9 protein-coding genes are annotated in these 13,075 nt (G+C 61.9%); 1 reads left to right on the forward strand and 8 read right to left on the reverse strand.

The window, feature by feature from the left end; genetic code table 11:
* Positions 1–10: 10 nt before the first annotated feature.
* From ISS97_RS12255 to ISS97_RS12280, 6 genes are all read right to left on the reverse strand, one after another.
* Positions 11–436 carry a type IV pilin protein gene (locus ISS97_RS12255; protein WP_379983791.1) on the reverse strand — a complete coding sequence of 142 codons (426 nt, stop codon included), beginning with the start codon at positions 434–436 and terminating at the stop codon, positions 11–13.
* 83 nt (positions 437–519) lie between these two features.
* A complete protein-coding gene (locus ISS97_RS12260) occupies positions 520–4,419 on the reverse strand; it encodes a pilus assembly protein (protein ID WP_379983792.1) in 3,900 nt (1,299 codons plus the stop codon).
* 77 nt (positions 4,420–4,496) lie between these two features.
* Positions 4,497–5,057, reverse strand: coding sequence for a pilus assembly PilX family protein (locus ISS97_RS12265; protein WP_379983793.1), 561 nt, complete (start codon positions 5,055–5,057; stop codon positions 4,497–4,499).
* A gap of 55 nt (positions 5,058–5,112) precedes the next feature.
* Entirely contained in the window at positions 5,113–6,156 is a 1,044-nt protein-coding gene (locus ISS97_RS12270; protein WP_379983794.1) for a prepilin-type N-terminal cleavage/methylation domain-containing protein, read from the reverse strand.
* Positions 6,153–6,680: a type IV pilus modification protein PilV gene (gene pilV / locus ISS97_RS12275; RefSeq protein ID WP_379983795.1), complete on the reverse strand. Its 528-nt coding sequence runs from the start codon at positions 6,678–6,680 to the stop codon at positions 6,153–6,155. Before pilV ends, ISS97_RS12270 begins: the two co-directional genes overlap by 4 nt.
* Complete coding sequence (locus ISS97_RS12280; protein ID WP_379983796.1) at positions 6,677–7,303, reverse strand: pilus assembly FimT family protein; 627 nt, start codon at positions 7,301–7,303, stop codon at positions 6,677–6,679. Before ISS97_RS12280 ends, pilV begins: the two co-directional genes overlap by 4 nt.
* Positions 7,304–7,533: 230 nt before the next feature.
* On the opposite strand from ISS97_RS12280, the gene rapA reads away from it, so the two are divergent.
* Positions 7,534–10,374 (forward strand): RNA polymerase-associated protein RapA, encoded by a 2,841-nt coding sequence (gene rapA, locus ISS97_RS12285; protein WP_379983797.1) that lies wholly within the window; start codon positions 7,534–7,536, stop codon positions 10,372–10,374.
* Between the two features lie 583 nt (positions 10,375–10,957).
* On the opposite strand, the gene ISS97_RS12290 is transcribed toward rapA, so the two are convergent.
* Positions 10,958–12,325: an amino acid permease gene (locus ISS97_RS12290; RefSeq protein ID WP_379983798.1), complete on the reverse strand. Its 1,368-nt coding sequence runs from the start codon at positions 12,323–12,325 to the stop codon at positions 10,958–10,960.
* 26 nt (positions 12,326–12,351) lie between these two features.
* The gene (locus ISS97_RS12295; protein ID WP_379983799.1) at positions 12,352–12,966 is read right to left on the reverse strand and encodes a rhomboid family intramembrane serine protease; all 615 of its coding nucleotides are present in this window, start codon (positions 12,964–12,966) and stop codon (positions 12,352–12,354) included.
* Positions 12,967–13,075: the final 109 nt, after the last annotated feature.

Below are 13,075 nucleotides of genomic sequence, written 5' to 3' on the forward strand. Positions count from 1 at the left end.
TGACAAGGTGCTACCAGCACCCCGCTACACCCGCCGTGCCGCTCACCGAACGCGTCCCCGTCTGATCCATGCTGAGTGTGCCGCACTGGGCGTCGTTGGTCGCCTGTTTGTTCTGCGGTACCGCCTGGATGACGTAAGTGGCCGCACTGGTCGAAGGCGCGGGGTAGTTGTAGTAGTTACCGGTCTGCGCCGCGGTGGCGCAATCTTGCTGGGTGTATGGATTGGCCGTGCTGCTCGAGTCCTGGTCGTAGCGCAGATTGGTGGTGTAGTAGCGCTCCATGTAGTTGGCGTAGTTGGCCAGACAAGCCTCGGCAGCCACGCGACGAGTCTTGGTCACGTGCTTGGTATAGGAGGGGTATGCGATCGCCGCCAGGATCGCGATGATCACCACCACGATCATGACTTCGATCAGCGTGACACCCGCTTGGCTCGACATCGCCTCCCGGACGGCCACTCCGGCCCACGACGTGGGCGTCCTTTCGCGTTTACCCACCGGGTATCGATTCATCGCCCCGCTCCTCATGGATTAATCAGTTCCTGCCAGGACACGCGTGTCAGACCGCCAGTCGAACCCGACGTCATCAGGCTGGATGTGCTGCCATTGTCAAAACTCTCCAGCATGTCGCCGCCGACAAAGATCGGGTTATTGGGCAGCGAACTGAAGCCGACGCCTGCTGCGGCGACTTTCGTGCCGTTCGGCAAAGTGACCAGGCCAGAACCGCCATTGGCCATGAAGAAGCCAGCCGATGGGTTGGTACCTGTAAAAGGATTGATCGCCATGACCCAACCACTGCCGGACGGATTGCAAATATCCGTAACCACCGGAATACGCGTTGTGCCCAACAACAAATTGCCCTGGAACTGGCTGGGGGTGACCATCCGCTCGCCCTGCGCGTTGGTACTGGTAATGTTGCCGGCGCTATCGGTCACCGGCTGCACCAAATCCATATACCAGCCGCCCTTGCTAGTCATGTCACCAGCGGTCCCTGCGGACACGGCGCGCAAACCCACTGTCGGCGGCGTAGCGCTTGGATTGCCGCTTTGCTCGAAAATAATGGAACGCGATACCAGGTTGCTGCGTGTCGTAGGCAAGCTCGGCAGGCTGGACGGGTTCTGTCCTGACTGAACGATCACGCCATACCAGCTCTGCACCTGCTTGCCTGCCAGGTCTGACGAACTGAGGTACTGGCCTGTCCCAAAAAACACCCAGACATTGCCGGTTATAGGATCTCTGCCCGCCGACATGCCCGCCGTGATCGGCTGAGCTGTGCCACCAGGATCGGTCGCGGTGAACACTTTGGTGCCAGCGGTACTCAGATCGGCATTGAGTGTCGTGACGGCATTGCTGCCATTCCCCGTGGTCACGAATTTGGCTAGCGGGAACGTCCACACACGCCCCGCCAGGTCGCCCGCATAGGCCTCCATGCTGACGCCATTGGTAGGGTCGTCCATCCATGCCACGGGGGCCGCCAGACCATTGTTCGGGGTTGTATCAGTCGTATGGATACTTAGCGTGCCGTTATCCAGTTCGAACTCCAGCAACGCCGCCTTGCCACTAGCGCTGTTGTAGCCATTGCCGATCAGCACCTCCCAGTTACCGTCCGCTACCTGCGCAATCACCGGCTTGCCTGTCATCTGGCCGATGTAATTGCTATTGGTCTGGCCATCGCCAGCCGAGCGTTCCCACAGTGGCGTGATATTGCCGGGATCGGTGATGTCCAATGCATAGACGGCTTCCGCCGTACCGCGGCCGGTAGTGCCCACCAGGATCGTATGCCACGCAGAGTTGTTGATCTTCGTAAGCGAGGGTAGATAGACGTCCGCGACAGTCAGCTCACCGTCGTTGTAGTACTGGTGCGGGACGCTGTCTCCGCCGTAGCCTGAACTGGCCAAGTTCGCCACTCCCGAAGTAATCACCGCGCCCGGCAAATACGCATAGACCTCTGAGCCAGTGCTGGCATTGAACGCGTGCAACATGCCGTCGTTGGCGGCGACAAACACCAGTGGCGTGCGCTTCGATGCGGCGCTGGCGACTGGATTGCCGCTGCTATCTGTCGTACCCACCGCCCACCACTGGAAGTCATCGGTACTGGTGGAGCTGGAAGGGTTGATGCCTGAGAACGTCTGGTTGACGAACTCGTTCGGGTTCGGCGGACCGACGTATACCGGCTGGGAATCCACGATATCGCCCAGTGGCGTATCCCGGTTGCGGTAGGTGCCGTTGTTTTTCATCTCCAGCGTGTTGTCGCCGCGCAGGTAATTGACCACATTCATCTGGGTCGCGGCATCGGTGCCCAAGGCGGCCAACTGTGTGGAGGACAAGGCGGGGGGAGTGCTGGTCGAACTCGTACTGGTCGAATTCTTGAACGCCACGAATGGCGAGCCGGTGGTCGCACTGGGATTGTAGGTATAGATCGTGCGACTCGGGAAAGTCAGCACCGTGCCGTTGGCAGTGGCACTCGTCGTCAACTGGGTCGAGGCTTGCCATGTTGGCGTGGTGGAAATTGCGCCATTGCCTGCATTGATCGCCATTGATTTCAGGTCGCCCTTCCACTTGGCCGTGTAGTAGTTCGCCTGATAAGCCACCGTGCCAGTGGTCAGCTGGGTCGAGTTCGCCGCCAAGCTGGCGCCCGTACCCACGCGCTCGGCGGCACGCTTCAATGCATCGCTCAGGCCGCTGGCAAATGCTGCGGGGCTGGTGGCGGAATAGAACCCGCCATGACCGTTCACTGCCGCGTGAGCGAGGTCGGCAATGTTGTTGATCGAATTGGACGCAGGCGTGGGCCAGCTGAAACTACCGATGCTCGAGCCAGCGCCCGTGGCCCAATCGAAGATCTGCTTGATCGTGGTGCCCACGGGCTGGATGCCGGTTGGCGTAAACCCCAGCCCCATCGTGAAGGTGGTCATGTGCTGCCAGAACGCCGGATCCGCCGTGCTGGTCGGCACTGAATTGGCCGTGCTCGGCCGCAGATCCGTTTCCCAGTAGTTCATCGCGACGTCGGCGAGCGTGTCGCTGTTGTTGTCCTGGAAAGGGTCTTTGGGCTGGTAGGTATAGCTCTGATTGTTCGGCCCCTTCACCGTGGTGCCGGCGGTACCGTCGGCATTGCCGGGACCGCTGAAGTCATCGTTCCAGAAACCGTCGGTCGTGAGGATGGTGTACGACTGGCGACAGGCGATTTCGGTGGTGGCGGATACCGAAGACGGATCGGTAGACATCGTCGACCAGGGCTGGGTTGTCTGGTAGTACTGACCGACCTGATCCAGTGCCTGACGAAGGGGCGTGCCGTTACTGGCCTTTTCACCAACGATCCAGCTCCAGAAAGCGGTCTTTTGATCGGTAGAGGAGGAACCGTCACCAAACGGCGTCACGTTTGCGATCGCGTTGGTCTTGTTGTTGTACGTATCGTTATAGGTGTACTTGGAGGATGGCAGGCCACTCGTGTTGTTGCCATCGATTGAGCCGAAACCGACGCGGAACGTCTTGTTGAGTCCGGAAAACGCATTCATCAGACCACTCTTGGCCATCAGAATTCGGGTGTGATAGTAGGCAAACCAGTTCGCGATATTCTGGCCCGCCGCAGTCCCTTTAGGCGCGGCGGTACCGGACGTGTCGGACGCTACGACACAGTTGCTGTCGCCCGACGCGCAACTCGACGCAGCCACGTAGTAATCCGTATAAGGGCCCGCGCCTCCATTCGAGTCCTGCGAGTACTGGAAATAGGTCGGATAGTATTTAAACGTACATATCCCGGTCTTGCTGCTCCACTGATCGCCATTACCGTCGTTGGACTGGTTCCAGTAAGCATTATCGCAGTCACTCTGTGACGCAGCCTTGTTACTGTAGGTGGCAAGGTTGCTACTGGTGGTCGAATAATAGAGGGTACTGAAGTTGCTTCCCTGATTCTCGCCTCGGATATCGGTGTTCGAATAGCCAGTGATATCCACCGTGGAACTGCTGGTACTGAACCCGTTCACCGGCACCGACGTGATGTCGGTCATATTGGGATATGAAGAGCCGTCCGCCTTGACCGGCGGCGTATAAGTGACAGTGGGGTTGTAATAGACCCCGTTATTGTTCGAGTCGATCATGGCGTCATTGACGACCGCCGACACCCTATCGGTGCCATTGCCGCTGGACGTCGTGCCGCTGCCAGTCCCCGTGCATGTCACGCCGTTCAAGTAGCACGCATCCGGCATGTAGTCCCAGGCCATGGAGCCGGAGTCGTCGAGCATCAATACGATGTTCGGCGGAATCGGCGGCTGCAAGGTCAGCGGCTGCTGGTCAACGGCGACCCGGGTCGCAGTGGCCGCCACGGCCGGCATGTAGACAGCGCCCAGCAACCAGATGGCCAGTGCGGTGCCGAACAGCTTGCGAAGGGCTTGCCCGAAACGGCGGCCCAGTTGCGACGGGGCATGCATGGTGGCTTCACCCTGAAGTGTGATGTTTTTACCCAGTGCAGGAACCAGGCGAGACGCTGGCGTGGAAATCATCACGCTCAGCCCTGCTTAATGACGGCTTGCAAAGTGACCACCGCGCGGTCACCCACCTTGGCGGGGTCGCCGCTGCGCGCCGTGATGCGGTAGTACAGCAACTGGCTCGAGCAACCCTGCACACCGTAATTGCGGCAGTTTGCAGTCTGCCCGGCACCGGTATTGGTGGTCTGGTCAACCCAGCTGCCCATGCTTTCCACCACGTACTGTGGCTGGCCGGTGGCAGCTGGGCTAGCGGTAAAGCTGCCCGTCGCCGTGCCTGTGGCCACGGGGTGGATGGCCGTGGATGGTAGATTCGTATCGTTGAACGGGTTGGGCAAGCACGTCACACCGCCGCTCTGGCAGTTGTGCCAGATCAGCGTAGGCTGGCTGGGAATCAGCGCGGCCGCCTCGCGAATAGCCGCCTCGGCACTCTGGAAAGCAATCTGGCGGTCGTACTGATTGGCGGTCATGCGCTGCTGCATGATGGTGCCGCGCATAGCCGCAAGCCCTACCAGAGTGATCAAGATCAGCAGGATCAAGGCCACCACCAGCGCGATACCACGCTGGGCGTATGCCAACGGCAAGCGGCGCTCAGTCCGGCGGCCGCGAGGTGCATGTGAAACGTGGGCCGTTTTCATGTCATTGCACTCGGTTGCGCACTGTGGTGGTACTAGTAAACGGGCGCACCAGCGGTGCGGCGCCGTTGACGGTCGCTCTCGGGTTGGTGCTCTGCAAGGTGAGCTTGATCTGCGCGGCATTGGCCGTGGCCCAGTTGGTCACGCTTGCGGCGGTAACGAAATCAGCGCCAGACGGCTGCATGTACTTGATCGTCATGCCGGTGACATTGCGCACCATCTCCTGGGGCACCGCAGATATACCAGAGCTGCTGGAGGTCGCATTCAGTCGATACAGCGATCTGCCATTGGCCGAGTTGTTGCCGATGTACCAGACCGACGCCGTGAGTTTGGCAATGCGCGAATTAGGCGGAAACGAATAGCCATTACCCGTGGCGCTGCCACTGCAGATGGTCGGATAACCCAAGCCTTTGGAACAGTTTCCTGGAGAAACCTTGTTGCCCGTATTGTGGACGACCACCATGCCGCTGCCGGCGTACACGTCGATCTGGACAATGGCCGCATGATCGAAATCGCAGAGCATGATCATATCGCCAGTATTTAACTGACTGGTGTCCGCGTTGATCTTGATGTTCGCCGCGTTGCTCGAGGGGACACTGGAGACGGTGACGTCCAGATTACCCGTGCTGATCACATGCACCGAGCTAGTATTGGCCACGGGTGACATTTCACCAGTCGTAGGGACAGCAGGAGGGACCAACGCCGGGTCCTTGGTGGCATCGTCGTAGCCATGCAACGCATTGGCCCAGTCGGCGTACCACGGGAACGGCGGGTTGATGACATTGGCGACGCGGCCATTGCTGTTGTCGCAACCAGTAAGTCCGGCATTGCGGATATCGTGCGCCAGCATCTCGAATGCCGCGCGCGAACCGTTCTCGACGTCACTCAGCGCGTCATTAGCGCGATAGGTCTGCTGGCCTGCCAAAAAAACGCTGGCCACCCCGCCCACGACGATCAGGCCCAGCAGCATGGCCACCATCAGCTCGATCAGCGTAAACCCGGAAGAATGCCGAAACGGCTTGGCGTAACGTCGGACGTAGTCACTCATAGGATGGCCTGGGTAATGACTTGCTGTGCAGCCTTGCCGCCAACGCCGGCGCGGCTGTCATCGAACTGGATCGTGATGGTGCAGTTGGTCGTGCTAGTACCCGATGCCGCGGAGCAGGCAATCTTGCCGCTGGTGTTGGCGGTGGCGCCGAGGGTGGCGCCTAACTGCTGGCACCACTGATAGGTCTGGTTGCTGGATAGGCTCGCCCCCGCCGATGGCGCCGTGCAGGCATTCGCCTTGTAGGTGCCGTTGTAGTTGCCGCTCACGGCATTGGGCAGGTCCGCGCGCATGGCATCGAGAATCGAATAACTCGCGATCGTGGCCATGCTGCGCGCCATGGCACTGTTGTTGGTGGAAAGCGACTTGGCCTGCATGGCGGCTATGCCCAAGAAACCAATAGAAAGCACCAGCACCGCCACCAACACTTCGATCAGACCGACGCCGACCTGCCCTTTCTTGGCGGGCAGTATGCGCGGCTGGCCGGATGCGGCGCACGCTAAGAACGAAACAGCGTGACTACTCATGGACACGCTCCTGAGCTGGCATCGGTCACAAGAATCGAGCCAGCCGCCATCTTGATGGTGCGGTGGTTGTAGCTACTGATGGCGCTGGTGCAGATATCTGCTATCTGGCCGTCATACACCGATGTGTCGCCCGCCTTCCGTGCCAGCCCAGTACCGTTGTAACGTAGGGCGATCATGCTGCTGTTCAATTTCAGGGGCGATGTGATGCCAACAACCATCCCCCGTACTGGATTGGTATTGGTGCCGGATGTCAGCACGTAAACCGCACCGGTCTGAACCACACCGTTCTGTGTGCAAGCGCTACCCAGCGTATCGCTGGTGTTGTTAGTGGCGGAGTCGCTGCAGAAACCCGTGCTTCCGTTGCGCTTGATCGCTTCCATGCGCGCCACGTTCAGTGCCGTCACGACATCGTTGGCGGCCGTGGTGAGCTTGTTGGAGATGATCATGTTCTTGAAGCTGGGGACGGCCACTACTACCAAGATAGCGACCACTCCCAGTGTCACCATGAGCTCTACCATGGTGAAGCCGCCGACGCGCCGCCCCAAGCGTGCGTCCCTACCGGCGGAGGCCGGTCGCAGCGCCGCCCAGCCTTCTCTCAAGCTGCCCCGCACGGACATATCCATCCCCTGTAACCCTTGGCACGAACTCTCTCGCCGGCCTGAAGCCGCCGCCAGTCTTTGCCGACCAATGGAAGGATTTGTCCGACGAGCGGCAGTCAACGCGGCAGGGATCGTGACGGTCATCACTTGCGGCCGGTACCGCTCATGGGTGGTCCGCCACCATCCTTTGCTAGGCATGGCTCGCTGCTGAGCGGATAATCGCAGGCCCGATTTACAGAAGAAGCAACAGCGCGATGTTCGTACCAGGCCAACGATGGATCTCCACCGCCGAACCCGAACTGGGCCTCGGCACCGTGCTGCGGGTGGAGGGTCGCGGGGTGCAGGTACTGTTCGCCAAGGCCGGTGTGCTGCGCCCTTATGCGATGGATTCGGCGCCGCTGGTGCGCGCTGAGTTCCGCGCGGGCCAGCGGGTGGCGGGCAAGGGGCTTGCCTTCCTGGTTGAGCGAGTGGAGATCAAAGACGACCTGCTGATCTACCGCGGCGAAGGCCGCGAGCTGCACGAAGGGCAGCTGGACGATGAGCAGAGCGTCAGCCAGGCCGATGACCGCCTGGTCGGCGGGCGCACCGATCCGGTGGCCCAGTTCGATCTGCGCATCGAAGGCCTGCAGCGACGCGCTGAGGCGCGCCGTTCGCCAGCCTGGGGCCTGGGTGCCGCCCGCATCGGGCTGGTGCCGCACCAGCTGCGCGTGGCGGGTATCGCCTCCACTCGCCGCCCACCGCGCGTATTACTGGCGGATGAGGTGGGTTTGGGCAAGACCATCGAAGCCGGCATGATCCTTGCCCGCCAGCTCGCCACCGGCCGGGCGCAGCGCGCATTGGTGCTGCTGCCGGACACACTGATGTATCAGTGGTTCGTGGAGTTGCTGCGTCGCTTCAACCTCAGTTTCGCCATCTACGACGAGGAGCGCTGCGAGGCAGTGGAGCAATCCGGCGACGGGCGCAATCCGTTCGAAGACGAGCAGCTGGTGATTGCCGACTTCGGCTTCCTCGAACAACACCCCAAGCGCGCCGAGCAACTTCTGCAGGCGCCGTGGGATTTACTGGTGGTAGACGAAGCGCATCACCTGGCCTGGACGCCGGAAGCGGCCAGCCCACGCTACACGCTGGTCGAAGGGCTCGCCGCCGTAACTCCCGGCGTGATCCTGCTCACCGCGACACCAGAGCAGCTGGGCCGCAGCGGCCACTTCGCCCGCCTGCGCTTGCTCGATCCGCAGCGCTACCACGACCTCAACTCCTATCTGGCGGAGTCGGAGACCTTCCAGAATCTGTCGAAGATCGCCGACCGCCTGCTCGACGGCAAACCGCTGGAGGAAAGCCAGCTCGCCACCTTGCACGTCGCTTTTGCCGGCGACGAATCGCTGCAGGCGCGTTTGGCCGACACCACCAAGCCCGACAACGCGCGCGAGCTGATCGCCGCGTTGATTGATCGCCACGGCACCGGCCGCGCGATGTTCCGCAACCGCCGCGCCGGCATTGGCGGCTTTCCGCAGCGTGTACCAGTGTGGCATGTACTGGATGCGGGCGTGCTAAGCGACGATGGCCGGCAGGCGCTGCTTGCCGAGTTCCACGCTGATATCCAGCAGCCCGCGCCGGCGCTGGAACTCGACTACAGCGCCGACCCGCGTCTCGATGCATTGGTGACCTTGCTCGACGCGCATCCGCAGGACAAATTTCTCCTGATCTGCCGCAGCCAGGCCAAGGTGCTCGCACTGGAAGAAGCGCTGCGTACCAAGAGCGGTGTCGGCGTGGCGCGTTTCCACGAAGGCCTCGGCATCGTGCAGCGCGACCGTAACGCCGCCTATTTCGCGCAGCCCGATGGCGCGCGTCTGCTGCTGTGTTCCGAGATTGGCTCCGAAGGCCGCAACTTCCAGTTCGCTCATCGCCTGGTGCTGTGGGATCTGCCGCTGGATCCGGACCTGCTCGAACAGCGTATCGGCCGCCTGGACCGCATTGGGCAGAAGCACGACATCAGCATCCATATCCTGGCCGTTGCCGATAGCGCGCAGCATGTGCTCGCACGCTGGTACGACGAAGGTGTCGACGCCTTCCGCCTCAGCCCTGCCGACGGCCGCGAACTGCTGCGCCGCTATGGCGACCCGCTGGCGCGCCTCGCCGATCAGCATGCGCGTGGTGACGACAACCGCGACCAGGAACTCGACGTACTGCTGGCCGAGACCCGCGGCAGCCACGAGGAGATGGCCGAGTTGATCCGCGCCGGCCGCGACCATCTGCTCGAACTCGCCGCCAGCCGCGACCTGCATGCCGACGAATTGCAGCAAGCCTTCGCGCGCGAAGAGAGCGACCCTGGCCGCGATACGTTCGTGCAGCACCTGCTGGAGCAGTTCGGTATTCACGCCGAAGAACTCGGCAGCCGGGTACTGCTGCTCGACCCGCAATACCTCTCCACCGACGCTCTGCCCGGCTTCGCCGAAGGCCCCGTCTCCGTGACCTTCGCACGCGACGTCGCCCTCGCCCGCGAAGACCTGCCCCTGCTGCGCCTGGATCACCCCATGATCGCCGGCGCACTCGACCTTGCCCTGTCAGGCGAACAAGGCAACGCCGCCTTCATGGTCGACGACGCCCTGCCGCCACGCACCGCCCTGCTGCAATCGGTCTATCTGCTGGAATGCGTAGCCGACCGCAAACTCGACGCGGAACGCTTCCTGCCCTCCCTGCCCATCGTCGTCACCATCGACACCAAACTCGCCGAACGCGCCGACTTCCAGCCCAGCGACATCGCTCTGCGCAAAGCCGCCGACCGCAACATCGAAGTCGCGCGCTACCGAAAATTCCTCGCCAAGCTGGTGCCGCCGATGCTCGAGAAAGCCGAAGCCGCCGCCGCACTGCGCGCCCAGACCCACATCGCCGACGCCATCGCCCAGGCCACAGACACCCTCGACGCCGACCTCTCGCGCCTGCTCGCCCTACGCGCAGTGAACCCGTCCATCAGCGACGCGGAGATCACCGCCGTAACCGACGAACGCACCGCGCTACTTGCCGCGCTGCCGCAGTCACGGCTGCGTCTGGATGCAGTGCGATTCGTGGTGAGCGCGGATTTCCTCGCGCTGAGATAAAGACAAAAAAACGCCGCTGCGTAGCGGCGTTATCTCAAGCACCCACCCCTCACCCCAACCCTCTCCCCGGAGGGGAGAGGGAGCTGTTCTTCTTTTTCTTTGAAAGGCGATGCGAAGCGAGCCCGTAACCGGGTCCCCTGTGGAGCGGTGAGGGTTGGACGATCAGGCCCCGAAGGGGGCGCAGGCACGGATGCCTGCGCCTTTTCGACACGACAGGGATGTCGTGTCGAAAAGCCCGGCCAACCCTCACGGACTCGAAGGGCGAAGCCCGGAGAGCGCGCAAGAGGGGTGCCTTTTCTTTTGGTTACTTTTCTTGACTCAGGGCATCCATGCCCTTCGCCCTTCGGGCCAGCTGCGCTGTTCGCACCCGCTCCTGCGGGTGCGTGGGCAAGCAAAGAAAAGTGACCCGACTCGCGGCAGCGAGGCGGAAGCCCGCCGCAGGCGAGCCAGAACACGCAAACGCTAAAATCGAGCGACTACGCCACTGGATCCCTGCCTACGCAGGGATGACGAAGTAGGAAGCGCGTCGCAAGAACTGAACACGTCATCCCAGCCATCTCCCGAAAGAGAAGGGAGAAAGAACTCACACCGGCGCGGCGTCCGCGCCCACCAGACTCATCCGCTTCCCCACCCCAAACACCTGATACCCCAAACTCAACACCACCACCCACATCCCACCCACATACAACGCAACACGCGTATCCGCCCCATACCCCAACATAAACACCACAAACCCAAGAAACAGCAGACACGCCACACTGCTCAACGGCCACACACGCAACGGAAACGCCGTCGCCGCATGCTTCCGCCGGAAGCTGTAATGCGCGATCAACACCATCGCCCACGTCCACACCGTGTTGAACGCGAGGATCGACATCATCATCGCGAAGATGCGCTCGGGCACCAGGTAATTCAGCAGCACGCCAAAGATCAGGCAGACCAGCGTCACCAGCACGCCACGCACCGGTACGCCGTTCGTACTCACCTTGCTCAGCATCGCCGGCGCCTGCCCCTTGGTGGAAAGGCTGTACAGCATGCGACTGCCACTGAACGTCGTGCTGTTGAAGCCGGACAACGCGGCGGTGATCACCACAAAGTTGATGATGCCCGCCGCCTGCGAAATGCCCAGCTTGGCAAAGGTACTCACGAACGGGCTGCCCTGCGTACCCAGCTGGTTCCACGGATAGATCGCCATGATCACGAACAGCGCGCCGACGTAGAAAATCAGGATGCGCCACAACACCGAGTTCACCGCGCGCGGAATGGTGCGCTCCGGCTGCGAGGCTTCGCCCGCCGCCATGCCGATGGTTTCGATACCGCCGAAGGCGAACACCACCACTGGCAGCGCCAGCACCATGCCGGTCACGCCGTTGGGAAACCAGCCGCCGTGCTGCCACAGGTTGCCCAGCCCCACCGGGTGGCCGCTGTTGCCCCAGCCTAGCCAGATCATGCCGGCGCCGCCGATGATCATCAGCACCACGGTCACCACCTTGATCATGGTGAACCAGAATTCCATCTCGCCGTAGACCTTCACCGCCATCAGGTTCAACGCGCCGATCATCGCGACGCTGCCGAACACCCAGATCCACTGCGGCAGGTCCGGAAACCACTGCTTCATATAGATGCCCACAGCCGTGCTCTCGGCCATGCCGACACCGACCATCAGGATCCAGTAGTTCCAGCCAGTGAGATAACCAGCGAAGGGACCAAGGTAACGATGCGCGTAGGTGCTGAACGAACCAGCCACCGGGTCATGCACCGCCATCTCGCCCAGCGCGCGCATGATGATGAAGATCATCACGCCGCCGAACAGGTAGGCAAACAGCACCGACGGCCCCGCCATGTTGATGGCATTGGCCGAGCCGAGAAACAGGCCGGCGCCGATCGCCATGCCCAGTGCCATGAAGGTGATATGGCGCGGCGTAAGCCGGCGCTGAAGGTGCTGGGACATGCAAGGAACCGCTTAGAGGAAAGTGATCAGCGCAACAGACGGCGCTGCGGCTTGATGGGAAATTTGCCGCGCCAGTACTGGATCAGCACGAAGCCGCCCAGCATGCCGCCGAGGTGCGCGAAGTGGGCGATGCCAGGCATCCAGCCGGTGACGCCGGAGGTGAGCTCCAGCAGTGCATAGCCGGTGACGAACAGCCAGGCCGGGATCGCCATCGGAATGGGGAAGACGATCAGCTTCTCGCGCGGGTACATCATGCCGAAGGCCAGCAGCAGGCCGAAGATCGCACCGGAGGCGCCCACCGTCGGCGTCTCGAAATCCATCAGGAAGTAGCGCAGCACAACCAGCTGCAGCACCGAGGCGGTGATCAGGCAGACGAAGTAGTAGATCGTGAAGTTGCGCGCGCCGAACAGGCGCTCGATCTGTCCGCCGAACATGTACAGGGCGAACATATTGAAGAGGATGTGCGTCCAGCCCCCATGCATGAAGCCGTTGGTGACTATCTGCCACGGCTCAAAGTAGCCGCTGCCCAGCGGCCATAGCGCAAACAGCGGCTCCAGCGAAGGCATCACCATCTGGAGCAGGAAGACGGCAACGTTGGCAATCAACAGGTTACGAGTAACCGGAGGCAGGTCGTAGGGCATGGCGGATTCCAGGCAAGCCGGCCAAGGGTATCTGCTGCCGACCCGGGCCGCCATGCGCGCCCGGACCGGCCCGGGGCACCCCTGCGACAATACGACGCATGATGCCGCA

Origin of the sequence: Dyella koreensis, assembly GCF_044904565.1 — a bacterium.
GTDB classification, from domain to species: Bacteria; Pseudomonadota; Gammaproteobacteria; order Xanthomonadales; family Rhodanobacteraceae; genus Dyella_D; species Dyella_D koreensis.

Excerpts from the sequence above, each read along its gene's own strand:
- ISS97_RS12255 (WP_379983791.1), bottom strand. The coding sequence starts at position 436 with ATGTCGAGCCAAGCGGGTGTCACGCTGATCGAAGTCATGATCGTGGTG.
- ISS97_RS12280 (WP_379983796.1), bottom strand. The coding sequence starts at position 7,303 with ATGGATATGTCCGTGCGGGGCAGCTTGAGAGAAGGCTGGGCGGCGCTG.
- pilV (WP_379983795.1), bottom strand. The coding sequence starts at position 6,680 with ATGAGTAGTCACGCTGTTTCGTTCTTAGCGTGCGCCGCATCCGGCCAG.
- ISS97_RS12260 (WP_379983792.1), bottom strand. The coding sequence starts at position 4,419 with ATGCATGCCCCGTCGCAACTGGGCCGCCGTTTCGGGCAAGCCCTTCGC.
- ISS97_RS12295 (WP_379983799.1), bottom strand. The coding sequence starts at position 12,966 with ATGCCCTACGACCTGCCTCCGGTTACTCGTAACCTGTTGATTGCCAAC.
- ISS97_RS12270 (WP_379983794.1), bottom strand. The coding sequence starts at position 6,156 with ATGAGTGACTACGTCCGACGTTACGCCAAGCCGTTTCGGCATTCTTCC.
- ISS97_RS12290 (WP_379983798.1), bottom strand. The coding sequence starts at position 12,325 with ATGTCCCAGCACCTTCAGCGCCGGCTTACGCCGCGCCATATCACCTTC.
- rapA (WP_379983797.1), top strand. The coding sequence starts at position 7,534 with ATGTTCGTACCAGGCCAACGATGGATCTCCACCGCCGAACCCGAACTG.